The 25,335-nt window shown below is 63.3% G+C and carries 25 protein-coding genes, 1 rRNA gene, 1 other RNA gene and 1 pseudogene; 16 read left to right on the forward strand and 12 right to left on the reverse strand.

The genetic code is table 11. From position 1 onward, the window contains the following. The 5 genes and pseudogenes from A9973_RS13180 to A9973_RS13200 form a co-directional block, all read right to left on the reverse strand. Nucleotides 1–268, reverse strand: a pseudogene (locus A9973_RS13180) (protein TolA); the annotation flags it as partial. Between the two features lie 39 nt (nucleotides 269–307). After that, entirely contained in the window at nucleotides 308–769 is a 462-nt protein-coding gene (locus A9973_RS13185) for an ExbD/TolR family protein (RefSeq protein WP_183014220.1), read from the reverse strand. Next, entirely contained in the window at nucleotides 769–1,449 is a 681-nt protein-coding gene (tolQ, locus tag A9973_RS13190; protein WP_006225984.1) for a protein TolQ, read from the reverse strand. Before tolQ ends, A9973_RS13185 begins: the two co-directional genes overlap by 1 nt. 2 nt (nucleotides 1,450–1,451) lie before the next feature. Further along, nucleotides 1,452–1,874 (reverse strand): tol-pal system-associated acyl-CoA thioesterase, encoded by a 423-nt coding sequence (gene ybgC / locus A9973_RS13195; protein WP_183014221.1) that lies wholly within the window; start codon nucleotides 1,872–1,874, stop codon nucleotides 1,452–1,454. Between the two features lie 57 nt (nucleotides 1,875–1,931). Beyond that, nucleotides 1,932–3,662, reverse strand: a complete 1,731-nt coding sequence (locus A9973_RS13200) for a proline--tRNA ligase (RefSeq protein ID WP_183014222.1) — start codon at nucleotides 3,660–3,662, stop codon at nucleotides 1,932–1,934. A gap of 65 nt (nucleotides 3,663–3,727) precedes the next feature. On the opposite strand from A9973_RS13200, the gene A9973_RS13205 reads away from it, so the two are divergent. From A9973_RS13205 to A9973_RS13230, 6 genes are all read left to right on the forward strand, one after another. Then, nucleotides 3,728–4,300: an RNA pyrophosphohydrolase gene (locus A9973_RS13205; RefSeq protein WP_169274081.1), complete on the forward strand. Its 573-nt coding sequence runs from the start codon at nucleotides 3,728–3,730 to the stop codon at nucleotides 4,298–4,300. Continuing rightward, complete coding sequence (locus tag A9973_RS13210; protein ID WP_006225987.1) at nucleotides 4,281–4,973, forward strand: response regulator; 693 nt, start codon at nucleotides 4,281–4,283, stop codon at nucleotides 4,971–4,973. The genes A9973_RS13205 and A9973_RS13210 overlap by 20 nt, the downstream gene beginning before the upstream one ends. A gap of 78 nt (nucleotides 4,974–5,051) precedes the next feature. Beyond that, on the forward strand, nucleotides 5,052–6,506 hold the full coding sequence (locus A9973_RS13215; protein ID WP_183014239.1) for a sensor histidine kinase: 1,455 nt from the start codon (nucleotides 5,052–5,054) through the stop codon (nucleotides 6,504–6,506). Between the two features lie 213 nt (nucleotides 6,507–6,719). Next, complete coding sequence (locus tag A9973_RS13220) at nucleotides 6,720–7,199, forward strand: tripartite tricarboxylate transporter TctB family protein (protein WP_183014223.1); 480 nt, start codon at nucleotides 6,720–6,722, stop codon at nucleotides 7,197–7,199. Nucleotides 7,200–7,205: 6 nt separating this feature from the next. Further along, nucleotides 7,206–8,735, forward strand: coding sequence for a tripartite tricarboxylate transporter permease (locus A9973_RS13225; RefSeq protein WP_183014224.1), 1,530 nt, complete (start codon nucleotides 7,206–7,208; stop codon nucleotides 8,733–8,735). A 109-nt stretch (nucleotides 8,736–8,844) separates the two neighbouring features. Continuing rightward, nucleotides 8,845–9,774, forward strand: coding sequence for a glyoxylate/hydroxypyruvate reductase A (locus tag A9973_RS13230; RefSeq protein ID WP_183014225.1), 930 nt, complete (start codon nucleotides 8,845–8,847; stop codon nucleotides 9,772–9,774). Here A9973_RS13230 and A9973_RS13235 read toward each other — a convergent pair. Continuing rightward, nucleotides 9,768–10,703, reverse strand: a complete 936-nt coding sequence (locus tag A9973_RS13235) for a LysR family transcriptional regulator (RefSeq protein WP_183014226.1) — start codon at nucleotides 10,701–10,703, stop codon at nucleotides 9,768–9,770. The genes A9973_RS13230 and A9973_RS13235 overlap by 7 nt on opposite strands. A gap of 201 nt (nucleotides 10,704–10,904) precedes the next feature. Here A9973_RS13235 and A9973_RS13240 point away from each other — a divergent pair, with 201 nt between their 5' ends. Then, the gene (locus A9973_RS13240; protein ID WP_183014227.1) at nucleotides 10,905–11,534 is read left to right on the forward strand and encodes an FMN-dependent NADH-azoreductase; all 630 of its coding nucleotides are present in this window, start codon (nucleotides 10,905–10,907) and stop codon (nucleotides 11,532–11,534) included. A gap of 138 nt (nucleotides 11,535–11,672) precedes the next feature. On the opposite strand, the gene A9973_RS13245 is transcribed toward A9973_RS13240, so the two are convergent. The 4 genes from A9973_RS13245 to A9973_RS13260 form a co-directional block, all read right to left on the reverse strand. Then, the gene (locus tag A9973_RS13245) at nucleotides 11,673–12,578 is read right to left on the reverse strand and encodes an NAD(P)-dependent oxidoreductase (RefSeq protein ID WP_183014228.1); all 906 of its coding nucleotides are present in this window, start codon (nucleotides 12,576–12,578) and stop codon (nucleotides 11,673–11,675) included. Nucleotides 12,579–12,636: 58 nt separating this feature from the next. Next, nucleotides 12,637–14,241 carry a gamma-glutamyltransferase family protein gene (locus A9973_RS13250; protein ID WP_183014229.1) on the reverse strand — a complete coding sequence of 535 codons (1,605 nt, stop codon included), beginning with the start codon at nucleotides 14,239–14,241 and terminating at the stop codon, nucleotides 12,637–12,639. 193 nt (nucleotides 14,242–14,434) lie between these two features. Continuing rightward, nucleotides 14,435–15,940 carry a tripartite tricarboxylate transporter permease gene (locus A9973_RS13255; protein ID WP_183014230.1) on the reverse strand — a complete coding sequence of 502 codons (1,506 nt, stop codon included), beginning with the start codon at nucleotides 15,938–15,940 and terminating at the stop codon, nucleotides 14,435–14,437. Between the two features lie 13 nt (nucleotides 15,941–15,953). Further along, entirely contained in the window at nucleotides 15,954–16,418 is a 465-nt protein-coding gene (locus A9973_RS13260) for a tripartite tricarboxylate transporter TctB family protein (RefSeq protein WP_183014231.1), read from the reverse strand. A 479-nt stretch (nucleotides 16,419–16,897) separates the two neighbouring features. Here A9973_RS13260 and A9973_RS13265 point away from each other — a divergent pair, with 479 nt between their 5' ends. The 4 genes from A9973_RS13265 to A9973_RS13280 all read left to right on the forward strand — a co-directional run bounded on the left by A9973_RS13265 (nucleotide 16,898) and on the right by A9973_RS13280 (nucleotide 18,737). Next, on the forward strand, nucleotides 16,898–17,344 hold the full coding sequence (locus tag A9973_RS13265; RefSeq protein ID WP_183014232.1) for a hypothetical protein: 447 nt from the start codon (nucleotides 16,898–16,900) through the stop codon (nucleotides 17,342–17,344). Then, entirely contained in the window at nucleotides 17,344–17,655 is a 312-nt protein-coding gene (locus A9973_RS13270) for a cell division protein ZapA (protein ID WP_183014233.1), read from the forward strand. The genes A9973_RS13265 and A9973_RS13270 overlap by 1 nt, the downstream gene beginning before the upstream one ends. 32 nt (nucleotides 17,656–17,687) lie before the next feature. Beyond that, nucleotides 17,688–17,870: non-coding RNA, 6S RNA (gene ssrS, locus A9973_RS13275), on the forward strand. A 102-nt stretch (nucleotides 17,871–17,972) separates the two neighbouring features. After that, nucleotides 17,973–18,737 (forward strand): SIMPL domain-containing protein, encoded by a 765-nt coding sequence (locus A9973_RS13280; RefSeq protein WP_183014234.1) that lies wholly within the window; start codon nucleotides 17,973–17,975, stop codon nucleotides 18,735–18,737. Here the strand turns inward: A9973_RS13280 and lgt are convergent. Further along, nucleotides 18,712–19,500, reverse strand: coding sequence for a prolipoprotein diacylglyceryl transferase (gene lgt, locus A9973_RS13285; RefSeq protein ID WP_006226000.1), 789 nt, complete (start codon nucleotides 19,498–19,500; stop codon nucleotides 18,712–18,714). The genes A9973_RS13280 and lgt overlap by 26 nt on opposite strands. 133 nt (nucleotides 19,501–19,633) lie before the next feature. Here lgt and ilvD point away from each other — a divergent pair, with 133 nt between their 5' ends. From ilvD to msrA, 3 genes are all read left to right on the forward strand, one after another. Next, nucleotides 19,634–21,319 carry a dihydroxy-acid dehydratase gene (gene ilvD / locus A9973_RS13290; protein WP_183014235.1) on the forward strand — a complete coding sequence of 562 codons (1,686 nt, stop codon included), beginning with the start codon at nucleotides 19,634–19,636 and terminating at the stop codon, nucleotides 21,317–21,319. Then, complete coding sequence (locus A9973_RS13295; RefSeq protein ID WP_183014236.1) at nucleotides 21,303–21,638, forward strand: c-type cytochrome; 336 nt, start codon at nucleotides 21,303–21,305, stop codon at nucleotides 21,636–21,638. The genes ilvD and A9973_RS13295 overlap by 17 nt, the downstream gene beginning before the upstream one ends. Before the next feature lie 77 nt (nucleotides 21,639–21,715). Then, on the forward strand, nucleotides 21,716–22,270 hold the full coding sequence (gene msrA, locus A9973_RS13300; RefSeq protein WP_183014237.1) for a peptide-methionine (S)-S-oxide reductase MsrA: 555 nt from the start codon (nucleotides 21,716–21,718) through the stop codon (nucleotides 22,268–22,270). A 116-nt stretch (nucleotides 22,271–22,386) separates the two neighbouring features. On the opposite strand, the gene hppD is transcribed toward msrA, so the two are convergent. After that, the gene (gene hppD / locus A9973_RS13305; protein WP_183014238.1) at nucleotides 22,387–23,499 is read right to left on the reverse strand and encodes a 4-hydroxyphenylpyruvate dioxygenase; all 1,113 of its coding nucleotides are present in this window, start codon (nucleotides 23,497–23,499) and stop codon (nucleotides 22,387–22,389) included. 156 nt (nucleotides 23,500–23,655) lie between these two features. Between hppD and A9973_RS13310 the strand changes: the two genes are divergently transcribed. Further along, the gene (locus tag A9973_RS13310) at nucleotides 23,656–24,132 is read left to right on the forward strand and encodes an Lrp/AsnC family transcriptional regulator (RefSeq protein ID WP_105560471.1); all 477 of its coding nucleotides are present in this window, start codon (nucleotides 23,656–23,658) and stop codon (nucleotides 24,130–24,132) included. 994 nt (nucleotides 24,133–25,126) lie between these two features. Continuing rightward, nucleotides 25,127–25,335 (forward strand): 16S ribosomal RNA (locus tag A9973_RS13315); the annotation flags it as partial.

The following is a 25,335-nucleotide window of genomic DNA, read 5'->3' on the forward strand; positions in this document are numbered from 1 at the left end:
TTTCAGGCTCCGGCTTGGGCTCGGGCTTAGGAGGCGGCTTGGGTTGTTCGGGCTGGGGCGTGGGCGGCGGGGCGACGGGCGAATTGCCGTCGGCCCACAGCTGGACTTCGACGGGGCCGGGGGCCTCCGTGCGCCAGCTCACGCCAAAGATCAAGGCGACCAGCAGCAGCAAATGCACCGCCACAGCCAGAATGAGCGCATTCCGGTTGTCGTTGTTGGGCGGGGTGGCCGGCGGGCCGCTGCGATGTCGAATTATGGGTGGCGTCATGGGCGTTGCATGCCGGACAAGCCGGCGGAAGGCGTCGCGTTAGCGTTTTTTCGCGGAGGCAGGCTGGGAAGTGCCGGCGGCGGACTGGTCCACCAGCAGGCCCAGGCGGGTGATGCCGTTGGTGCGCAGTTCATCCATCACCTTCACGACCGTCTCGTAGGGCACCTTGCCGTCGGCGGCGATGACCACCGGCGTTTCCGCGGTAATGCGCGAGCGCACTTGCGCCACCAGCTCGGGGCGTGCGATGTCCTGCATCGTGGCGCCGGGTTCGCGCAGGCGCAGGGCGATCTTGCCGTCTTCCGAAATCTGGACTTCAAGCGGTTTCACGGGCACATCCGATGCCGCCCCGACGGACGGCAACTGGATCATCCCGGGCGTGATCAGGGGCGCGGTCACCATGAAGATGATCAGCAGCACCAGCATCACGTCGATGTACGGCACCACGTTGATGTCGGCCTTCATGCGGCGGCCGGACCTGCCGCGTGAGCTTACCGAGGGCATTAGCGCACCTGCCGTTGCAGAATGTTCAGGAACTCGTCGACGAAGCTGTCGAAACGGATCGAGATGCGATCGATGTCGTTCGTGAAGCGGTTGTAGGCGACCACGGCCGGGATGGCGGCGAACAGGCCGATCGCGGTGGCGATCAGCGCTTCCGCGATACCGGGGGCCACCGAGGCCAGCGTGGCCTGCTGCATGTTCGACAGGCCGATGAAGGCGTGCATGATCCCCCAGACCGTGCCCAGCAGGCCGATATAGGGCGATACCGAACCGGCGGACGCCAGGAAGTTCAGGTGCGATTCCAGGGAATCCATTTCGCGCTGGTAGGCGGCGCGCATGGCGCGGCGCGGGCCGTCCAGCAGGGCGGTGGCGTCGCCTGCCGAGTTGCCGCGGCGGGCCTTCAGGAATTCGGTCATGCCGGCATCGAAGATGCGGGCCAGCGCGCCCTGTTCGTCACGGCGCGAGGCCACGGCCTGTTGCAGCATGGACAGGTCGCCGCCCGACCAGAAGTCATCTTCAAAGCGGCGGGTCTGGGTATGGGCGCGCTTGATGGCAAGCCGCTTGGCGAAAATATAGGTCCAGGACATGATCGAGATGCCCAACAGCATCAGCATGATCAGCTGGACCGGCACGCTGGCGTGCGAAATCAACGAAAGCAACGACATGTCGCTGGTGGCTTGCATGGTTATTCCTGAATTGATTCCAGTTTGGCGCGGAGGTCGGCAGGCAGTTCCGTCGGCCGCATGTGGACGGCATCGACGCAACAGACTTGGATGTTGCCTTCGGCAAGCAGTTCCCCGTCGCGTTCCGCGCGCTGCGCGAAGTGTATCGAAGCGCGGCCCAGTTTGGTGACTTGGCTGCGTATGGTAAGCAAATCGTCCAGTCTGGCCGGTTTCCGGTAAGACATGTCCAAGGAGCGGACAACGAATAAGCGTTGCTCGCTGGCGGCCAGCCCGGACTGGTTGACTCCCAGGTTGCGCAGCCATTCGGTGCGTGCGCGTTCCAGGAATTTCAAGTAGTTAGCGTAGAAAACCACCCCGCCCGCATCCGTGTCTTCGTAGTAGACACGGACTTGCAGGAGGGATTCGGTGGACTTCGGATCGGTCACGATACGGATAGGGAGTGATGCGGGTCGGGACGCGGGAAGTCCGTAGTAGCTATAAGGTTAGAGGGTGTCGAGTTTCGCCAGCACCGATTCCAGCGCGGACTCTACCGGAATCTTGGCCGCTTCGGTTTCCCGACGGGCTTGCAATTCCACCACACCATCGTTCAGGCCGCGTTCTCCAACTGTTACACGCAGCGGCGCGCCGATCAATTCCCATTCGGCGAACATGACGCCGGGGCGGGCATCGCGGTCGTCCAGGATGACGTCCACGCCACGCGCCAGCAGCGATTCATACAGCTTCAGGGCGGTGTCACGCACGGTTTCACTTTTGCCCCAGCCCACCGGGCAGATCACCACTTCGAACGGGGCGATCGCGCGGGGCCAGATGATGCCGCGGGCGTCGTGGTTCTGCTCGATGGCGGCGCCCACGATGCGGGTCACCCCGATGCCGTAGCAGCCCATTTCCAGGACGGCCGGTTTGCCGGTTTCGTCCAGGAAGGTGGCTTTCAGGGCTTCGGAGTACTTTTTGCCCAGGTAGAAAACGTGTCCCACTTCGATGCCGCGCTGGATGGAGAGCGTGCCCTTGCCATCCGGCGACGGGTCGCCCGCGACCACGTTGCGCAGATCGGCCACGAGCTCGGGCTCGGGCAGGTCGCGGCCCCAGTTTACTCCCTGGGTGTGGAAATCTTCCTTGTTCGCGCCGCAGACGAAATCGGCCATGTTGGCGACTGTGCGGTCGGCGATCACATGCACCGGCTTGGCCGTCTTGACCGGGCCCAGATAGCCGGGTTTGCAGCCAAAATGCTCGACGATCTCGCTTTCCGTGGCAAAGCGGAAGCCCGCCAGGCCCGGCACCTTGCCCGCCTTGATCTCGTTCAATTCGTGGTCGCCGCGCAGAAGCAGCAGCCAGATGTCGACTTTGCCCTTGTCGCCGTCGGTGGCCAGGACGATCGACTTGATCGTCTTTTCCAGCGGCAGGCCCAGCAGCTTGGCCACGTCTTCGCACTTGGCCGCGCCCGGGGTGGGCACGTCGGCCATGGCTTGGGTGGCGTCACCGCGCACCGGGTACAGCGACACGGCTTCCGCCAGCTCGATGTTGGCGGCGTAGTCGGTGTCGGGGTTGTAGACCAGCAGGTCTTCGCCGGTATCGGCGATGACCTGGAATTCATGGCTGCGGGTGCCGCCGATCGAACCCGTGTCGGCCGCCACCGCGCGGAATTCCAGGCCCAGGCGGCCGAAAATGCGCATGTAGGCGGCGTACATGGTGTCGTAGCTTTTCAGGGCGCCGGCTTCGTCGCGGTCGAAGGTATAGGCATCCTTCATGGTGAATTCGCGGCCGCGCATCAGGCCGAAGCGGGGGCGGCGTTCGTCCCGGAACTTGGTCTGGATGTGATAGAAATTCAGCGGCAGCTGGCGATAGCTGTGGATTTCATTGCGCGCGATGTCGGTAATGACTTCCTCGGACGTCGGCTGCAGCACGAAATCGCGCTGGTGGCGGTCCTTGATGCGCAGCAGTTCGGCGCCGTATTGCTCCCAGCGGCCTGATTCCTGCCAGAGCTCGGCCGGCTGGACGACCGGCATCAGCAGCTCGATGGCGCCCGAGGCGTTCATTTCCTCCCGGACGATCGCCTCGACCTTGCGGATGATCTTCAGCCCCAGGGGCATGTAGGTGTAGATGCCGCCCGCGAGCTTGCGGATCATCCCGGCCCGCGTCATCAGCTGATGGCTGGCGACTTCGGCTTCGGAAGGGGCTTCTTTGAGGGTGTTGATGTGGTAGTTGGATGCGCGCATGTTTAAAGGTGGCAGCAGATACGTATAATCGACTGTAATTGTATTGAATTCGGTGGGGGTGGCCCATGCTTGACCGCGAAGGCTACCGCCCCAATGTCGGCATCATTCTCGTCAACAGTCGAAACGAGGTCTTTTGGGGCAAGCGTATCAGGGAACATGCATGGCAGTTCCCCCAGGGCGGCATCAAATATGGCGAAAGCCCGGTGCAGGCCATGTATCGCGAACTCCATGAAGAGGTGGGCTTGAAGCCCGAGCATGTCCGTATTTTGGGGCGTACACGCGATTGGTTACGTTATAACGTGCCCGATCACTTCGTCCGGCGTGAGTGGCGTGGCCACTATAAAGGACAAAAACAGATTTGGTTCTTGTTGCGCCTGGTGGGACGTGACAGCGATGTGTGCTTGCGCGCGACGCAGCATCCGGAATTCGATGCCTGGCGCTGGAGCCAGTATTGGGTACCCCTGGACGCCGTGATCGAGTTCAAGCGCGATGTCTATACCCAGGCGTTGAACGAGTTGTCGGCGATCCTCTTTCGGCGTCATCACGAAACCCGCTACCTGCGCCAGCGCGTGCATGGACAGCGGGGAGCAGAGAATTTGCCCGAAGGAACGGACGGTCATGCGCATATTGTTGGTTGAAGACGAACGGGACATGGCGTCCTGGTTGATGCGTGCGCTCGCCCAGAGCGGGTTCGTGCCGGATCATGCGGCAGACGCGCGCACGGCCGAGGCATTCATGGCGGGCACGGAATATGACGCGATCGTCATGGACCTGCGCCTGCCGGACAAGCACGGCCTGGTCGTCCTGCGCGAAATGCGCAACCGGGACGACCGCACGCCCGTCCTGCTGCTGACCGCCCAGGGCGCGCTGCAGGACCGCGTGCGCGGGCTGAACCTGGGGGCGGACGATTTCCTGACCAAGCCCTTCGCACTGGAAGAACTGGAAGCGCGTTTGACCGCGCTGGTGCGCCGCAGCCGCGGCCGCCAGCATCCGCGCCTGCAGTGCGGCTCCCTGTCTTACGACAGCGAAAGCCGAGCCTTCACGCTGGACGGCTCCTTGCTGTTCCTGACGCCGCGCGAACACGCCGCGTTGGCGGCGTTGCTGACCCGCAGCGGCTACCCGGTGGACAAGTCGCAACTGTTCGGCAAGGTCTTCACGCACGACAGCGAGGCCAACCCCGACGCCATCGAGGTCGTGCTGCACCGGCTGCGCAAGAAGCTGGCCGGCAGCGACGTGCGCATCGTGACTGTGCGCGGGCTGGGCTACATGCTGGAAAGCGTCACCAGCGAGTCCGCGGCATCGGAATCCTGAGTGAGCCTGCGGATCCCCGGGCTGCCGCGCGTCGGCATCCGCGCGCTGCTGATCATCCTGCTGCTGCCCGGCGTGGTGATGCTGCTGGTCATCGACAGCCTGAACGACTACCGCACGCTGTCGGAGATCACCAACGAGGCCTATGACAGCGCGCTGGTGGAACCCGCCCGCGTGCTGGAAAGCAGCCTGGAATTCACGCCGGACGGCAATCTCCAGGTGGCCACGCCGCTGTATGCGCAGGTAATGCTGGAGTCCCGCGCAGGCCTGCGCAAGTATTTCCGCATCGAACAGATCGACCCGCCGCTGCCCGACGGCGCACCGGTGCCGACCGACCAGGGCAAGACGCTGCTGGGCATGCCCGAAATGCCGCGCCCGCCCGTCTGGCCGCGTTCGAACGGCCAGCCCATCTTCTACGACGGCGTCTACCGCAATGACCCGGTGCGGGTCGTCGCGGTCGTGCGCGACCTCTATTACCAGGGGGCGCATCGCCAGGTGCTGGTCGTGGTGGCGGAAAGCACGGGCAAGCGCATCGAAGCTGAAAACAACGCGCGGCGCCAGGAAATCCTGCGCGATGCGCGCATGCTGGCGCTGGTCGTGCTGCTGGTCTGGTGGGGCGTGTCGTGGGCTTTGAAGCCGCTGCGCCGCCTGCGCGCAGACATCCGCAACCGCCGCCCCGACGACCTCACCCCGCTGGACGCCTCGCGCGTGCCCAGCGAAGTGGCGCCGCTGGTCGACGCCGTCAACCACCATATCGCCCGCTACCGCCGCGTGCTGGACGAGCAGTCGCACTTCCTGGCCGACGCCTCGCACCAGTTGCGCACGCCGCTGGCCATCATGCTGACCCAGGCCCAGTACGCGCTGCGCGAGCGCGACCCGGCCCGTACGCGCGAAGGCCTGCGCGCCATCGTCGACCAATTGGGGCGCACACGCCGCCTGACCGAGCAGTTGCTGTCCTTGGCGCACGCCAATCAGGCCGATCAGTTGCCGCGCCAGTTGCTGGACATGAACGCGGTTTCGCGCGAAGTCGTCTTGCAGTACCTGCCGCTGGCACATGAAAAACAGCAAGACCTGGGCTGGGTGCAGGCAGGTTCCGAATCGGGGATGGAAATCCCCGTGCCCGTGCTGGGCAGCGAAGCCGAACTGCACGAAGCCTTGTCCAACCTGGTGCACAACGCCATCCACTACGCGCCCGTCGGCGCGCGGATCACCGTGTCGGTGTGCCGGCTGGACAACCGGGCCGAGGTCGCGGTGTCCGACAACGGCCCCGGCCTGAGCCCCGAACTGCGGGGCCGCGCCTTCGCGCGTTTCGAACGGGTCGGCACCGACAAGCCCGTCACCTCGTCGGGCTCCGGCCTGGGGCTGGCCATCGCCCGGGCCTATGCCCGCCGCAATGATGGCGACATCGAATTGCGCGATGGCGAGCCCAATGCGCAAGGCGGGGCGGGCCTGGCCTCAGTCTTATGGCTGCCGCTGGCGCCGACTGTCTCGCAGTACCCGCGCCCGCTCGATGTCGAGCTCAAAGGCGACCAGTAAAGCCTCCCGGCTTTCAAATTATTTTCCACTTCCCGCCCGCGCCTCGCCATCTCCACTCAGGGATAACCCCTGGATTCAGGAACGCGACAGCGCATAGAAAGCGGATTAGCAGCTTCCCTCCGTAATCTGCGCTCCGGCTCGCTGTTAAGGGCCGGGCGCCGCTCGTTTCGAGCCGCGCATCCAGGGCCGGCACGGTCCTGCACCAGAAGGAGGATGGAAGTGCAAAAAAATATCAACAGAAAGGACTACTACGGCGGCGCGCTGATGGTCCTGATCGGGTTGGGGGCGATATACGGGGGCACCGATTACCACATCGGCTCGTTGAGCCACATGGGGCCGGGGTTCTTCCCCGCCGCGCTCGGCGGCCTGCTGGCGCTGACGGGCGTGCTGATCGCCATTTCCGCGCGGTCGGGAGAGTCCACGCCGCCCGCGCCCGGCGACGGCCATGCGCACGGGCTGCCCGATTTTCGCGGCAGCGCCTGCATCCTGCTGGGCACGCTGGCCTTTTTGCTGCTGGGCCACTACGGCGGCCTGCTGCCGGCGACGTTCGCCATCGTTTTCATTTCGGCGCTGGGTGATCGCAAGAACACCATCAAGCAAGCCATCCTGCTGTCGCTCGCGATGTCCGCGATCGCGGTCGTCGTGTTCTGGTGGGCGCTGCAACTGCAGCTGCCGCTGTTTCGTTGGGGTTGATGCGCCATGATCTCTCAATCTTTGATGGACCTTTGGTACGGCTTCGGCGTCGCGTTCCAGCTGCACAACCTGATGTGGTCGTTCTTCGGCGTGCTGGTGGGCAACCTCATCGGCGTGCTGCCCGGCATGGGCGCCTTGTCGGCGATTTCCATCCTGCTGCCGCTGACCTACGTGATGCAGCCCGTGCCCGCGATCCTGATGCTGGCTGGTATCTTCTACGGCTCGCAATATGGCGGCGCCATCGGCGCGATCCTGCTGAACCTGCCTTCGCACCCGCCGCACGCGGTCACCTGCCTTGACGGTTATCCGTTGACCAAACAGGGCAAGGGGGGAACCGCGCTGGGCATCACGATGATCTGCTCGTTCTTCGCAGCCTCGGTCGGCATCATTGTCATGATCTTCGCGTCGCCGCTGCTGGTTGAAGTGGCGTTCAAGTTCGGCCCCACCGAGATCTTCTCGATCATGCTGTTGGGCCTGCTGGCCGGCGCGACGATGTCGCGGGGTTCGCCGCTGAAAGGCGTTGCGATGACGTTGTTCGGCCTGATGTGCGGCGTGGTGGGCACTGACGTGAACACGGGCACGATCCGTTTCTCGTTCGGCTTGCTGGACCTGTCCGACGGCCTGGAACTGGTGGCGATTTCGATGGGGCTGTTCGGCGTGGCCGACTTCCTGATGAGCGTCAACCGCATGACGATCATCGGCAGCGGCGCCAAACTGCGCATCCGCGACATGCGGCCCACCAAGCAGGAACTGAAGACCGCGTTCTGGCCGATGGTGCGGGGCACGGCGGTCGGCACGCTGTTCGGCGCGATGCCCGGCACGGGCCCGACCATCACGACGTTCGTGGCCTATGCGCTGGAGCGCAAGATCTCCCGGACGCCCGAGAAGTTCGGCACCGGCATGATCGCCGGCGTGGCCTCGCCGGAAGCGTCGTCGCACTCGAAGACGCAGGTCGACTTCATTCCGACGATGAGCCTGGGCATCCCCGGCGACGCGGTGATGGCGCTGATCCTGGGCGCGCTGCTGATCCAGGGCATTCAGCCCGGTCCGCAGCTGATCACCGAGCATCCGGACATCTTCTGGGGCCTGATTGCCAGCTTCTGGGTGGGCAACGTGCTGCTGATGGTGCTGAACGTGCCGCTGATCGGCGTGTGGGTCAAGCTGCTGCAGGTGCCGTACCGCTATCTGTTCCCGTCCGCGCTGTTCTTCATCGCGGTGGGCGTGTACAGCACGCAGAACAGCCTCTTCCAGATTTGGGAAGTGCTGGCCTTCGGTGTGATCGGCGCCATCCTGATGACGCTGGAGTTCTCCGTCGCGCCCATCCTGCTCGGCTTCGTGCTCGGTCCGATGGTGGAAGAGAACTTCCGCCGCGCGCTGCTGTTGTCGCGTGGCGACCTGGCGGTGTTCGTGCAGCGCCCGATCAGCGCCTGGTTCATCGGCGCCAGCGCCTTGCTGATCCTGCTGCAGGTCTGGGCCTTTGTGCGCCGCGGCAAGGGCAAAGGCAAGGACAAGCCTGAAGTCCCGCAAACGGCCTGAGTCTTTTTCCGATGCAAACGAACGGCCCGGCGATCTGCCGGGCCGTTTGATTTGTAGGGCGCCATCCTGCATGCTTGATACTTCCGAAAAGCCTTGCAGAACCGCCACCATGCACATTCTCTTCGCCTGCCCCCTCCATGATTCCGACGTCTGGGTGCCGCTCTTGGAAGCCGCCATGCCCGGCTGCCGCATTTCCGTGTGGAATCCCGATGGCCCGCCGTCGGGCGCCGAGGTGGCGCTGGTGTGGCGGCCGCCCGTGGAATTGTTCAAGCACGAGACCGGCATCACGACGCTGTTCAATCTGGGTGCGGGCGTCGACGCCCTGCTGAAGATGCCCGAGATCCCCGCGCATGTGCGGATCGTTCGTCTCGAAGACGCGGGCATGTCGGTGCAGATGGCCGAATACGCCTTGTATGCGCTGCTGCGCGTCTCGCGCGATTTCGAGGCGTTCGATCAGGCGCAGGCGCGCCAGCACTGGGATACCCGCGAAGGCACCCGGCAGGCGGACTGGCCCGTCGGTGTGCTGGGACTGGGCCAGGTGGGCGCGCGCGTCGCGCAGACCCTGGCCGGGTTCGGCTACCCCGTGGCGGGCTGGTCCCGCACGCCGCGCGAGATCCCCGGCGTGGAGTCCTTCGCCGGAGAAGCTGCCTTGCCGGCGTTCCTGGCCCGCACGCGCTTTCTAGTGAACGTATTGCCGCTTACGCCGGACACGCGCGGCATCCTCAACCGCGACACGCTGTCGCAGTTGCTGCCGGATGCGCACCTGGTCAACGTCGGCCGTGGTGAACACCTGGTGGAAGAAGACCTCGTGCGGATGCTGGAAGAAGGCGAGATCGCCGGCGCCACGCTGGACGTGTTCCATATCGAGCCCTTGCCCGTCGACCATCCGTTCTGGCGCGACCCGCGCGTTCACGTCACGCCGCACATCGCGGCGCGCACGCTGCGCGACGAAAGCATCGAGCAGATCGCGGCCAAGGTCGCTCAGCTGATGCGCGGCGAACCCATCACCGGCGTCGTCGAGCGCACGCGCGGCTACTGAGCCACGGGCGTGACGGCTTTTTCCAGCCGTTGATACATCGTCGGCAGGCGTTGCGACAAGAAATCCAGCAGGGTCCGGACGGCGGGCATCATGCCCCGCCGCGACGGATAGATGCAATGCACGATGCCTTCCGGCGATTGCCATTGCGGCAGCACCGGCACCAGCTGGCCGCGGCGCAGCTCTTCCTGTGTCGCGATCGAGGGCAGCAGCGCAATGCCCCGGCCGCGCACCGCGGCTTCGGTCAGCACGATGAAGTCGTTGCAGGACAACTGGGGCTTCAGCTCGACCTGTACCTCTTCGCCCTTGTCATTGACCAGCGGCCACCGCACGTCGTGCTGCGGGTCGGAAAAGCTCAGGGTGGTGTGGGACGCAAGATCCTGCGGTGTGTCGGGCGTGCCGTGGCGTTGCAGATAGCCAGGGCTGGCCACCAGCGTGCCGCGAGCGGATCCCAGATGGCGCACCACCAGTTCCGCGTCGGTATCCAGTTTGGTGCGCACGCGCAGCGCCAGGTCCACACCTTCGCGGATCAGGTCCACGCGCCGGTTGGTCACCAGCAACTGCACGGAAATCGCAGGCCACGCATCCAGGAACTCGGGCAAGATCGGCGCCAGCACATCCTGCGCGATGGAAACAGGGCAGCTCACGATCACGGGGCCGGCCGGTTCTGACTGCAGTTGCCGCATGGCATCGTCGGCGGCTCGCGCCGAGGCGGCCATTTCACGGCAGTAGTGCAGGTAGCGTTCACCGGCTGAGGTCAGGCGCAGCCGGCGCGTCGTGCGTTGCAGCAGTCTGACGCCCAGGCTTTCCTCCAGATGCGAAATCCGGCGCGACAGTCGGGATTTCGGGATGTCCAGCGCGCGTGCGGCCGCACTGAAGCCGCCTTGCTCGACGACTTGGGAAAAATAGTAGAGGTCATTGAGATCTTGCATGATTGTTCTATTCCTGGAACGAACAGTTCATCATACCCCGGTTTATGCGAACAATGAACCGGTCTACAGTGAGTCCATGCATTCGGGATCTGCAACGCCACCCGGCGGCAAGCTCCGGTCCGGACTCCTTGAGGAGCCGGACGTGGCGCTGACAGACCCCGGCCGCCCGCCCAAGGCGGGCCACCACTGGAGATATTTGCAATGAAGACCCTGGTTATCCTTTCCTCGATTCTCGGCGACCGTTCCAACAGCAAGCAATTGGCCGATCACCTGATTGCGCGCGTCAAACAAGCCAACCCGGCGGCCGTCGTCAAAGTTCGCGACATCGGCGCGCAGCCCATCCCTTACTTCGACGGTAGCACCGCTGGCGCGCTGTTCACCCCGACCGATGCCCGTAGCGTCGAGCAGCAGCGCATCGTTGAACTCAGCGATACGCTGGTCGCCGAGCTGATGGAAGCCGACCGCATCGTGTTCGCCGTGCCCGTCTACAACTTCAATATGCCCGCGCAGTTCAAGAGCTATCTGGACTACCTGGCCCGTGCCGGCGTCACGTTCCGTTATACGCCGGAAGGCGTGCCTGAGGGCCTCGTCAAGGGTAAACAGGTGTTCGTGCTGACGGCGCGCGGCGGCAAGGCCGAAGGCACGCCCTCCGACACCATGACGCCGTACCTGCGCCAGATGCTGGGCTTCCTGGGCATGAGTGACGTCACGTTCATCGCCGCCGAAGGCATGGCGATGGGTGAAGTGGCCGCGCTGGAAGGCGTGACGCTGGCCAAGCAGCGCATTGACGCGCTGGTGCTGGAAACGGCGCAGGTCGGCCTGGCCGCCTAACGGCGTACGGCGTACAGCGTACGGCTTCAGGCGTACGTGGCGCTCGTCGCGTACGCGCCACGAAAAAAGGCGAGCCCTTGAGGCTCGCCTTTCTGTTTGCCGCCGCATCGCATGGCAGCGGGGCAGGGCGATGCCCCGTCAGTCGCGCAGGCGCTTCACCAGGCTGGACGTGTCCCAGCGGCCGCCGCCCATTTTCTGCACGTCGCCGTAGAACTGGTCCACCAGGGCCGTCACCGGTACGCGGGCGCCGTTGTTGCGCGCCTCGGCCAGCACCAGGCCCAGGTCCTTGCGCATCCAGTCCACCGCGAAGCCGAACTCGAACTTGTCGTCGACCATGGTGCCGCCGCGGTTTTCCATCTGCCAGCTTTGCGCGGCGCCTTTGCTGATCACGTCCAGCACCAGCTTCATGTCCAGGTCGGCCGCCTGGCCGAAGGCCACCGCTTCCGACAGGCCTTGCACGAGGCCGGCGATGCAGATCTGGTTGACCATCTTGGCCAATTGGCCGGCGCCCGATGCGCCCACCAGCGTGACGGCGCGGCCGAAGCTCTGCGCCACCGGCTTGATCGCGTCGAAAACGGCTTGCTCGCCGCCGCACATGATGGTCAGCGCGCCGTTGACGGCGCCCGCCTGCCCGCCCGAGACGGGCGCGTCAATGAAGTTAAGTCCCAGTTCCTTGGCTTGTGCGTAGAGCTCGCGCGCCACATCGGCCGAGGCGGTGGTGTGGTCGACGAACACGGCCCCGGGCGCCATGCCCGAAAACGCGCCGTCCGGGCCCAGCACGATGCTGCGCAGGTCGTCGTCGTTGCCCACGCAGGCGAAAACGATCTGCGCGCCCGCCACCGCTTCGCGCGGAGTTGGAGCATGGTGGCCGTGGAACTCGGCGACCCAGGCCTGCGCCTTGGCGGGCGAGCGGTTGTAGACCGTCACGTCGTGGCCCGCACGGGCCAGGTGGCCGGCCATGGGCAAGCCCATCACGCCCAATCCGAGGAAAGCGACTTTCTGGGCTACGACCGCGTCGTAGCTCTTGGTACCGATCGTTGCCATGCAGGGGACTCCGCTCTATGTGGGTAAGGTCAGTCTCAGGACACTAACCTTAACGCAATCAAAAGCCGGCGGCGAGTCCATCCCGCCGGCTGTCGCTGGCGCTGACATAGCCGTCCACGGCCGGGTCGCCCAGCCGCCAGATGAACTGGCCGGAGCCGAAGTCCATGTAGGGGTCGTCGATGCCTTCCAGCACATGGCCGCGCGTGCGCAGGCCCTGGGCCACGGCCGCAGCCAGGCCGGTCTCCACATCCACCGCCAGCCCGTGGTTCCATTTCCAGCGCGGCGCGTCGCAGGCGGCTTGCGGCTGCTGGCCGTAGTCCAGCATGCGCACCAGCGTCTGCACCTGGCCCTGAGGCTGCATATTGCCGCCCATGACGCCGAAACTCATGACGGGGGCGCCGTCGCGCATCAGGAAACCGGGGATGATGGTGTGGAAGGGCCGCTTGCCGCCCGCGACCACGTTGGGATGGTCCGGTTGGGTCGTGAAGCAATGCCCGCGGTTCTGCAGGCTGACGCCAGTGCCCGGCACCACTACGCCGGAGCCGAAGCCCATGTAGTTCGACTGGATGAAGCTGACCATCATGCCGTTCTTGTCCGCGGCGGTCAGGTAGACGGTGCCGCCTTGCGGCGCATGGCCGGACGCGAAGGCCTGCGCCACGTTGGGGTCGATCATCCGTGCGCGTTCCGCCAGATAGTCCGGCCGCAGCATCTGTTCGGGCGTCATCCGCATGTGGCGCGCATCGGCCACATGGGAGTAGACATCCGCGAACGCCAGTTTCATGGCTTCGATCAGCAGGTGCTGGGTGTCGGCATGGTCGACCGGGCGGGCCGCCAGGTCGAAGTTCTGCAGGATGCCCAGTGCGATCAGCGCCGCGATGCCCTGGCCATTGGGCGGAATCTGATGCAGGGTGTGGCCGCGGTACGGCTGGCTGATGGGCGTCACCCATTCCGGGGCGTAGTCGCGCAGATCGGCCAGGGTCAGCGCGGCGTCGTGCGCCTGCGCGTGCGCCACCAGCTTGTGGGCGGTTTCGCCTTCATAGAAGTCGCGCCCGCCGCTTGCTGCAATGCGTTTGAGCGTCGCCGCCGCGCCGGGCAGCACGAAGTGCTCGCCGATGTGGGGCGCACGGCCGCGCGGTAGGAAATGTTCGGCAAATCCGGGCTGGGGGTGCAGGATGTCGGCTTGCGCGGCCCACTTTTCCTGCACGACGGGTGACACGGCATAGCCGCGTTCCGCATATTCGATGGCAGGCGCCAGCACGTCGGCGAACGCCAGGCTGCCCAGTTTTTCATGCAGGGCAGCCCAGCCGGCCACGCAGCCGGGCACGGTCACGCTGTCCCAGCCGCGCATCGGGATCACGCCCTGGTGCTTGCGGCGGAAGTAATCCACATTCCAGCCGGCGGGGGCCGTTCCGGAAGCGTTCAAGCCGTGCAGCTTCGACCCGTCCCAGACGATGGCGAAACAGTCGGAACCCAAGCCGTTGCTGACGGGTTCCGTCAGCGCCAGCGTGGCGGCCGCGGCGATGGCCGCGTCCACGGCATTGCCGCCGCGGGCCAGGATCCGCAAGCCGGCCTGCGCCGCCAGCGGTTGCGACGTGGCGACCACGTTGCGGGCGAACACCGGAATCCGGGTGGTGGGATAGGGATTCTTCCAGTCGAAATTCATGCCGAATCATCGCGTGGGGTAAACCCGTAGCTTAACGTAGATGACGGGAAATGCTGTGCACCTTGTAGTGTGTTGTAGTTATTAGTAGCTTTTGCCGGTCTCAGGTTCTGTCCGGGCAAAGAAAAACCCCCGGGGCAAGCCCCGGGGGTTTCTTGAAAGGCGAGACTGCCGCCGTAAGGCGGCGACCCGCGCTTTACTCTTCTTCGACGAAGGTCTCTTCGCGCTTCTTGCGGATGGCCGGCAGGGCCACCAGAATCACCAGGAACACCGCGACAGCCAGCAGCGAAGCCGACAGCGGACGGGTCACGAAGGTGGTGAAGTCGCCACGCGACAGCAGCAGGGCACGGCGGAAGTTCTCTTCCATCATGGGTCCAAGGACCAGGCCCAGCAGCAGCGGCGCGCCTTCGCACTTCAGCTTCGACCACACGTAGCCGACGATGCCGAACATGGCGGTGGTGAAGATGTCGAACGCGTTGTAGTTCAGCGAATACACACCGATCGTGCAGAACACCAGAATCGCGGGGAACAGGATGCGGTAAGGCACCTTCAGCAGCTTGACCCACAGGCCGATCAGCGGCAGGTTCAGCACCACCAGCATCAGGTTGCCGATCCACATCGAGGCGATCAGGCCCCAGAACAGCTCCGGGTGGCTCGTCATGACTTGCGGGCCGGGCTGGATGTTGTGGATCGTCATCGCGCCGACCATCAGCGCCATCACGGCGTTGCCCGGGATACCGAGCGTCAGCAGCGGGATGAACGAGGTCTGGGCAGCAGCGTTGTTCGCCGATTCCGGGCCCGCCAAGCCGGCCGGGTGGCCCTTGCCGAAGCGTTCCGGATTCTTCGAGATCTTCTTTTCCAGCGTGTAGGAAGCGAACGACGACAGCACGGCGCCACCGCCCGGCAAGATACCCAAGGCCGAACCCAGGGCCGTACCGCGCAGCACTGCCGGGTACGATTCCTTGAATTCCTGCTTGTTCGGGTACAGCGAGCCGATCTTGTCGGTGATGTCGACGCGGTTTTCCTTCTGCTCCAGGTTGGTCATGATTTCGGCGAAGCCGAACACGCCCATGGCCACGATGGCGAAGTCGATGCCGTCTTGCAGTTCCGGCACGCCGAAGTCGAAGCGGGCGACGCCCGAGTTGACGTCGGTACCGACCATGCCCAGCAGCAAGCCCAGGATGATCATCGAGATCGCCTTGGGCAGCGAGCCCGAGGCCAGCACCACGGCGCCGACCAGGCCCAGGCACATCAGCGAGAAGTATTCGGCGGGGCCGAACTTGAAGGCGACTTCAGCCAGCGGGGGGGCAAACGCGGCCAGCAGCAGCGTGGCCACGCAACCGGCGAAGAACGAACCCAGCGCGGCGATTGCCAGCGCGGCGCCAGCACGGCCGTTGCGGGCCATCTGGTGACCGTCCAGCACGGTCACCACCGCGGACGTTTCCCCTGGCAGCGCCACAAGAATTGCCGTCGTGGAGCCGCCGTATTGGGCGCCGTAATAGATACCCGCCAACATGATCAGGCCGGCCACCGGGGGCAGCACGTACGTGATCGGAAGCAGCATCGCGATGGTCGGGACGGGGCCGATGCCCGGCAGCACGCCAATCAGCGTACCCAGGATGCAGCCCAGCAGTGCGTAAAGCAGGTTCTCGGGCGTGAACGCCACCGAGAAGCCCAACATCAGGTTGTCAAACAATTCCATGACCGGTTGCTCCTTAGTTCATGCCCAGAAAGGACGGCCACAGCGGGAAGATCAGCCCCAGCCCCTTGACGAATGCCAGATACGAGAAAATCACCAGGAAGATCGCGTTGGCGACGGCGACCTTCAGGCTGAACTCGTGGCTGGCCAGGCTGCTGACGACAACCAGGATGAACACCGAGATGTAGATGCCCAACAGCTTGAGGACCAGGCCGTACAGGACGACGGACCCGACCACCAGGAAAACGATGCGCCAGTCGAATTTCTCGACGTGCGTTTCATGGGCCTTCTTGGACATTGAGCCAAGCAGCACGATGGCGCCCAGCAAAGCCAGAACGATGCCTAGCCAGAAAGGAAAGTACCCTGGGCCCATTCGGGCGGCAGTACCCATTTGGTAGCTGCTGGCTTGCCAGGCGAATCCCAGTCCAAGGGCGATGAACATCACCCCAGACCAGAAGTCCTGTCGATTGCGTAGCTGCATGATTGGTTGGCTCCTGTTTACAGCATGTAGATAAAAAAGTTTGTAGCCGGATGGGACCCGCCGAAAGGCGAGTGACAGGCACAAAAAAGGCACTTCGGGGTGCCATTAGTTCTTCTGAAAGCGACGGCGTGGTTTCTTGAAAGGGCGAATGGTAATGGACGCCTGCCACGCTGCAAACCCTGTAAGCTCGGTGAAAGCCTGGGGTTTTCCCTAGAATTCGGGTACTCCCGATCCCCAGATGTAACGGCGCGGGGAGATTGAGGGCTTTTTGAAAGCTAAGTGAAAGTTTATAGAAAGAAATGCGAAAGCCGAATCGGCCGGATGCGGGGAATTTGGAGGAGGGTGGGCTTTTTCAAAGTGTGTCGTCGGCTGGCCTTGCACCGCCGGAATCGCCACCCTATTTCCTACCGAATATTGCCGGGTTTCTCAAGCGGCGTGAAGAGGCCCGATTCAACTCAGGATGGTTTACGATAGCGCCCATGCTGCAAGATCTAGACCAACTCGCCGCCCGAATCGGGCAACTGGTGCAACGCACCCGCCAACTCCACGCAGAGCGTGACGCGTTGCGCCTCCGCCTGAACGACTTCGAAGCTGAACAGCGCGCGCTGAAGCAGCGCGCCGCCGAGCGCGAGGCCGACATCGTCTCGCTGCAAAGCAAGCTTCAGGATCACGACGGCGCGGTTACCGCGATGCTCGAGCAGGCCCAGCAGGCCGAAGTCGCCTTGCGCGAACAGCTCGCCCGGGAATCCGCCGAACGCCAATCGCTTGAATCGCGTTTCTCTGCCCGGGAAACCGAACTGCAGGGCAATCTGCAAACCCGCGACACCGAACTACAGCGCTTGCGCGTGGCCGCCGCCGCCGCCCGCGAGCGCATCGACGCCGTGCTTGCCCGCCTGCCGGGCGCACCGTCTGGAGAGCAACACTGATGGAACGCGTAGATGTCACCATATTGGGGCGCGACTACTCCCTGGCCTGCTCCGTTGAAGAGAAGCCGACGCTCATGGCTGCGGTGCGCCATGTCGACCAACTGATGCTGCGCATCCAGGGGTCGGGCAAGATTTCCAGCAACGAACGCATCGCCGTGATGGCGGCCTTGCAGGTCGCGGGCGAGCTCCTCGCCATGAAAGCACCCGATGGCCCGCTGGGCGGTTTGGCAGTCGGCGACTTCAAGCGTAGAATTGAGGACATGAACGCAGTACTCGATGACGCCTTATCGGGTCAGGAAAAACTGCTCTAACCGTTCATACGCAGTATTCAAGAATTTTCAGTTTGTCCCTGCCGTGTCCGTGACTAGGCCATACATTCTCTGAACCTATGCTTTCGGCATATGGTTGCGGGAGTGTAGAGCTGGAGTGATCGTCTCTCGTAGACGAACCCGATGCTCTGCGGAACGCGACCACCTCTTACCTTAGGGTTCGAGATGCCGGCCTTGACGGCACAGGCGGGGCATTTACCCAGCGGGCCTGCCATAAGTGCAGGTCCGCGTCGGGCGCCTCACCATCCCCCCTTGCTCCCTCTTTGCCACCCCTTTGTCCTCCCTCCTAGGACCAGTCCATGTTTAAACACTCTGTTTTCTCGCTGACGAAACTCGGCGCAGCGTGCGCAGCCGTGGCCGCCATCGCCGCTGCCCAGCCCGTCCTTGCGCAAGCACAGGCGCCTGCCGCGCCCGCCGCTACGGAAACGTCTGCGAACCGCTCGCCGGAAATGACGTTGCAAGCCACCGCGTCCTCCGAGGTCAAGCAGGACACCGTCCGGATTTCGTTGTCTGCCGAAGTCGAGGCGCCGGATCAGCCGGCCGCCGGCAAGAAGCTGACGGCGGCATTGGACGATGTCATCAAGCGTGCGCGCGATACCAAGGGTGTCGACGTCCGCACGGGCGGCTACAACGTCTGGCCAAATACCAGCAGCAAGGGCAAGATCAGCAACTGGCGCGGCCAGGGCGAAGTGGTGCTTGAATCGAAAGACTTCGAGGCCGCCGCCGCGTTGGCGTCCAAGCTGTCCGACAAGACCGCCATTTCCAACATCAGCTTCTCGCTCTCGCGCGAAGCGCGCGAGGCCGAAGAGCGCAAGCTGCTGAAAGAAGCGGCCCAGGCCTTCAAGGACCGGGCGCTGGCAGCGGCCAACGCTTTTGGTTTCTCGGGCTACCGCCTGTCTAAATTGGAATTGGGCGGCTCGGGCGGCCCGGTGCCGATGCCGCGCATGCTGGGCGCCGCGGCCATGGCCAAGGACGCCTCCGGCGGCTACAGCCCGGACGTCCCGCTGGAAGCGGGAGACGTCACGGTCAGCATCGCCGTCAACGGGACGATCGTTTTGCAGTAAGGCTGAACATGATGGCGCCTAGGGCGACCATCGGCAGGGACAGCCACTGTCCCATGCTCAATCCGCCCGCGAGCAGCCCCAGGAAATTGTCCGGCTCGCGGGTGAATTCCACCAGGAAGCGGAACGTTCCGTAACCCATCAGGAAAAGCCCGCTTACCTGTCCGAGTGGACGCGGCTTGCTCGAAAACCACCACAGCAGCGCAAACAGCACGATGCCTTCCAGGCCCAGTTCATACAGCTGGGAGGGGTGGCGCGCCAGGCCGTCGCCGCTGTCGGGAAACACCATGGCCCACGGCACGTCGGTCGGACGGCCCCACAGCTCGCCATTGATGAAGTTGCCTAGCCGGCCAAAACCCAGGCCCAGCGGAATCAGCGGAGCGATGAAGTCGCTGACCGCGAAAAAGGGCAGCTTCTTCTTGCGTGCGAACAGCAACATGACCAGGATCACGCCGATCAGGCCGCCGTGGAACGACATGCCGCCTTGCCACAGGTATGCCACTTCCAGCGGATGCGCCAGGTAGTACCCGGGCTTGTAGAACAGCACATACCCCAGCCGCCCGCCCAGCACCACGCCCAGCACGCTATAGAAGATCAGGTCTTCCAGGTCGCGCACGTTCAGCGACGTGGTGTGGCCGCTGGTGATGCGGCGGCGGCCAAGCAGGTACACCAGGGCGAAGCCCGCCAGGTACATCAGGCCGTACCAGTGGATGGCAAGCGGCCCGATCTGCAAAGCGATGGGGTCGAATTTTGGATATTGCAGCATGTTCTGCCCGACACAATAAAGTTGAATGATAATAACCGGCGAGCACTGAAGATTCGCATGCATGCAAGCGAGCCAGCATCCCAGGGGGCGTTCGCCATGTCCACGCCCCGACGGCCGACAGGAGAGACAGACCATGCCGAACAACGAACGTTCCCGCCACATCACCCACGGCGTCGCGCGCGCGCCCAACCGCGCCATGTACTACGCGCTTGGGTACCAGGAAGCCGATTTCGAAAACCCCATGATCGGCGTGGCCAATGGCCATTCGACCATCACGCCGTGCAACAGCGGCCTGCAGCGCCTGGCGGATGCCGCTATCGACGCCATCCGGTCCTCGCGCGCCAACCCCCAGGTATTCGGCACGCCTACGATCTCCGACGGCATGTCCATGGGCACCGAAGGCATGAAGTATTCGCTGGTGTCGCGCGAAGTCATCGCCGACTGTATTGAAACCGCCGCGCAGGGCCAGTGGATGGACGGTGTGGTGGTGATCGGCGGCTGCGACAAGAACATGCCGGGCGGCATGATCGCGCTGGCGCGCACCAATGTGCCGGGCATCTACGTCTATGGCGGCACGATCAAGCCGGGCCATTACAAGGGCCGCGACCTCACCATCGTGTCGGTTTTCGAAGCCGTGGGCGAATATACGATGGGGCGCATGCCCGAAGCGGATTTCAAGCAGATCGAGAAATGCGCCATCCCCGGTTCAGGCTCCTGTGGCGGCATGTACACGGCCAACACCATGAGTTCCGCGTTCGAGGCCATGGGCATGAGCCTGCCGTACTCCAGCACGATGGCCAACGAAGACGACGAGAAAGTCGTTTCGGCCGCGGAATCGGCACGGGTGCTGGTGGATGCGGTCCGGCGCAACCTGCGGCCGCGCGACATCATCACGCGCGAGTCCATCGAAAACGCCGTCTCGGTCATCATGGCCACCGGCGGTTCCACCAACGCGGTGCTGCATTTCCTGGCCATCGCGCATGCCGCCGAAGTGCCATGGACCATCGATGATTTCGAACGCATCCGCCGGCGCGTGCCCGTGCTGTGCGATCTGAAGCCGTCGGGCAAGTATGTGGCGACCGACCTGCACCGGGCGGGCGGCATCCCGCAGGTCATGAAGGTGCTGCTCAACGCCGGGTTGCTGCACGGCGACTGCATCACGATAAGCGGCAAGACCATCGCGGAAACCTTGGCGGATGTGCCGGATGCGCCGCGCGCGGACCAGGACGTCATCATGCCGCTGGACCGCGCCCTGTATCCGCAAGGGCATCTGGCCATCCTGAAAGGCAATCTGTCGCCGGAGGGCTGCGTGGCCAAGATCACCGGCCTGAAGAATCCCGTCATCACCGGCCCTGCGCGCGTTTTCGATTCCGAAGACGACGCCATGACGGCCATCATGGCGCGCCAGATCAAGGATGGCGATGTGGTGGTCATCCGCTACGAAGGCCCGAAGGGCGGCCCCGGCATGCGTGAAATGCTGGCGCCCACCGCAGCGTTGGTCGGGCAGGGCCTGGGTGAAACCGTGGGGCTGATCACCGACGGCCGCTTTTCCGGCGGCACGTGGGGCATGGTCGTGGGCCACGTCGCGCCAGAGGCCTTCGTGGGCGGTCCGATCGCCCTCATCCAGGAAGGCGATTCGGTTACCATCGATGCCCACAAGCTGCTGTTGCAGCTCAATATCAGCGACGAAGACCTGGCGGCTCGTCGACAGGCCTGGGTTCAGCCCAAGCCGCGTTATACACGCGGTGTGCTCGCCAAATTCGGCAAGCTCGCCAGCACCGCGAGCCGTGGGGCAGTAACCGATGCATTTGAAGATTAGTCTGTGGGTGGCCATGGCCGGCGTGTTGGGCGCCGGCGTAGCTCAGGCGCAAACCACTGGCCTGGACCTGGCCAAGAGCAAAGCCTGTATGGCTTGCCACCAAGTGGAGGCCAAGCGCGTGGGGCCTCCGTTGAAAAGCGTGGCCGAACGCTATGCGGGGCAGGGCGACGCCATGGTGGATTACCTGGCGGGCAAGATCCGCGGCGGCGGCCGGGGCGCCTGGGGCGCCGTGCCCATGCCCGCGCAAACGCATGTCAGCCAGGAAGACGCCCGTCTGCTGGCCGAATGGATCTTGTCGCTGGCGCCGCCCAAGCAGTAGTCTTATTGTCTATGCCCCGCGCATGAAGCCGGGGGCGCCGGCCGCGGGCTGCGGCCGCCTACAAGAAAGGAATCGTCATGGCAGAACAAGCATCCCCGGGCAATGAAGTCGCCGTTCTTGGCGGCGGCTGCTTCTGGTGCGTCGAAGCGGTCTTCACCGAATTGAAGGGCGTCAAGAGCGTGCTGCCCGGCTACAGCGGCGGGCATGTGGACAACCCCTCCTACGAGCAGGTGTGCGGCAAGGACACCGGCCACATCGAGGTCGCGCGGGTGGAGTTCGATCCCGCCGTCCTCTCATACAGCGACCTGCTCCGCGTTTTCTTTGCCACCCACGATCCCACCACGCCGGGGCGCCAGGGCAATGACGTCGGCCCCCAGTACGAGTCGGCCATTTTCTGGCAGAACGAGTCCCAACGCGAACAGGCCGAGGCCGTGATCGCCGAAGTCGAGGCTCAGAAGGTCTATGACGCGCCGATCGTCACCAAGCTGTTGGCGCCCGTCAAGTTCTGGCAGGCGGAGGGCTATCACAGCAACTATTTCGCGCTGCATCCCGAACAAGGCTACTGCCAGTTCGTCATCGCACCCAAGGTCGCCAAGTTCCGCAAGCAGTTCCAGGACCGTCTGCAGCGCTGAATCCCGGCGGACCGGCGGTCCGGCGGTCCGGCGACCAGGCAAAAAAAACCTCACCACCAGGTGAGGTCTCAAAGCCGGCGCCAATGCCAGGCACCGAACGCCGGCGGGGGAAGCAGTTAGTCGACGCTCTTCACGACGCCGCGGCGCATCTGGTCCAGTTCGATCGACTCGAACAGGGCCTTGAAATTGCCTTCGCCGAAACCGTCATTGCCTTTGCGCTGAATGATCTCGAAGAAAATCGGCCCGATCTGGTTTTCAGTGAAGATCTGCAGGAGCAGGCCGCCGCCGGGGGCGCCGTCCAACAGGATTCGGTTCTTCTGCAGACGGGCCACGTCCTCGCCATGATTGGGCAGACGGCGGTCCAGCAGTTCGTAATAGGTTTCCGGAGTGTCCAGGAACACGACGCCTGTTTCTCGCAGCGCTTCGATCGTGCTGTAGATGTCGTCGGTGGCCATCGCGATGTGCTGGATGCCTTCGCCGCGGTACAGGTCCAGGTATTCCTGGATCTGGCCCTTTTCCTCGGTGCCTTCCTCATTGATCGGAATGCGGATATTGCCGCAGGGCGACGTCATCGCCTTGGACTTCACGCCCGTCACCTTGCCTTCGATATCGAAGTAGCGCACTTCGCGGAAGTTGAAGAGGCGCTCGTAGAACTCCGACCACTCCGCCATGCGGCCCTTGTGCACGTTGTGCGTCAGGTGGTCCACCAGCGTCAGGCCGGCGCCGCGGTGATTCAGGTCGGCTTGCGCGTTGCCTGGATCGACCGGCAAGAAATCCACGTCATAGATGCTGATGTCGCCGATGCCGCCATGGCCTTCCTTGCCCGTCCAGCGGTCAACCAGGTAGATCAGCGAATCGCCGATGCCCTTGATGGCCGGAATGTTCAGTTCCATCGGGCCGCTGTGCGAGTCGAAACCCCAGGCACCCAATTCCAGCGCGCGCTTGTAGGCGGCGTTGGCGTCCTGCACGCGGAAACCAATCGCACAGATCGACGGGCCATGAAGGCGGGCGAAACGCTGGGCGAAGGAATCAGGTTCGGCGTTGATCAGGAAGTTGACGCCGCCTTGGCGGTACAGGGTCACATCCTTGTGGCGGTGCTTCGCGATGGCCTTGAAGCCCAGCAGCTCGAAAACCTTGCGCAGCGCGGCGGGGTCCGGCGCGGCGTACTCGATGAACTCGAACCCGGCGGTGCCCATCGGGTTGTCCCAGGGTTGGAAAGCGCTGCTCATGTGTCTGCTCCCTTGCATCATTTTTCAGGACGACTTGTTGTTCAAGTCTAGACGGAGATTGTAGGGAGGAACGGCAGGCAGACAATTGCAAACATGTCGCGAAAGTCGGTACTCTGGGCAATAATATTGCCGTAATTAAAAATATAAGGGCAAAAAATGTCTGATATCGAGCTTGATAGGACAGATCTAAGGATTCTGGCCGAATTGCAGCGTGACGGGCGCCTCAGCAATCAGGAATTGGCGGACCGCGTCTCCCTGTCGCCCAGCCCCTGCCTGCGTCGGGTCCGCCGGTTGGAGGAAAAGGGCTTCATCAAGAAGTACGTCGCGCTGATCGATGCCGAAAAGGTCGGCTTGGGGCTGCTTGCCTACGTGAACATCCGCCTGAACAAGCACAGCGGATCCAGCCATGCCCCGATGAGCGACTTTGCCCGCGACGTGCAGCTCTGGCCCGAAGTGGTCGAGTGCTATGCCATGTCCGGCGACATGGACTACCTGCTGCGGATTCAGGTGGCGGACCTGGCGCATTTCTCCCGCTTCGCCATGGACACCCTGATGCGGCACCCGGCGGTGATCGACATGCGGTCTTTCTTTGCTCTCCAGCAGATCAAAGAGACCACCGAGCTGCGCATCTGATGAATGCCTATATAGAGTGCCTCTATATATAGAGGGTCACAGGCTGTGCGGCCGGTGCGTCCCCTAAAAGTTCATGTTTCTGCAAAACGGGCGTCATGTCGGCCGTGAACGGCGAAATTTCTGTGCTATAGTCTCGCTCCTTCGCAGTTCAGACAGTTTTTGAACCGCGGAGCCAGGCAAGCACAACAGGCAAGGCAAGGTGAAAACCCGGGGTAACCCAGCCAAGTCTGCCGCGACGGGTTCAGGAATGAGCGCCAAGCGGTTGTTGCAAGGATTGACGCAAATCAGGCAAAAGCCAGTTGCACAACCTGCAAAAATCGTGCTATAGTCTTGGGCTTGGCTGGTGATAAGAATTCAGGGTTTACCCGGATCGAATCGCTAGTCACCTGAAGTAGTAACCAACCCCTGAAATTCAGGGCTGCCGCGAAAGCGGCGGGGTTGCAAGATAGGATGCAAGTCAGGCAAGAGCCGGTTGCATAATCTGCAAAAGTTGTGTTATAGTTTCAGGCTTGGCAGTTGCCGAAAACTTAGGGTTAACCCTGATGGGTTGTTCTGATGTTTCGATAACTGCTAAAGAGAGCAGACCTGAAGGGGTCGCAAGCAAGAAAGCAGGGGCGCGAAAGCGAACGACGCTGACTTGACAAGCGATAAAAACTCCTTCATAATCTCGCCTCTCTGCTGCTGAAAACAGCAAGCGACGCAAAGCGAAAGCAGCGCGAAGCTGGCGGGTTCAGCGAAATGGCAGTGAAGAATTTAGCAGTACCGCTCTTTAACAATTAAACAACCGATAAGTGTGGGCGCTTGATGCGATGCACTGTGATTAGGTTAGGCGTTAAACCCTGGCCTCTTCACAAGCACAATGAAATCAAGTGCTCACTAGAAGTGAAGTACCTTAGACGTCAAGTTTAAGAACATACCTCACTTCCTTTGAGTAGCGACGTATGACCTGGTTCGGATTTATTCGGACCAAGAATACGAAACAAATACAGAGATTAAACTGAAGAGTTTGATCCTGGCTCAGATTGAACGCTAGCGGGATGCCTTACACATGCAAGTCGAACGGCAGCACGGACTTCGGTCTGGTGGCGAGTGGCGAACGGGTGAGTAATGTATCGGAACGTGCCTAGTAGCGGGGGATAACTACGCGAAAGCGTAGCTAATACCGCATACGCCCTACGGGGGAAAGCAGGGGATCGCAAGACC

This window comes from Achromobacter sp. UMC46 (assembly GCF_014170335.1).
Lineage (GTDB): Bacteria > Pseudomonadota > Gammaproteobacteria > Burkholderiales > Burkholderiaceae_B > Achromobacter.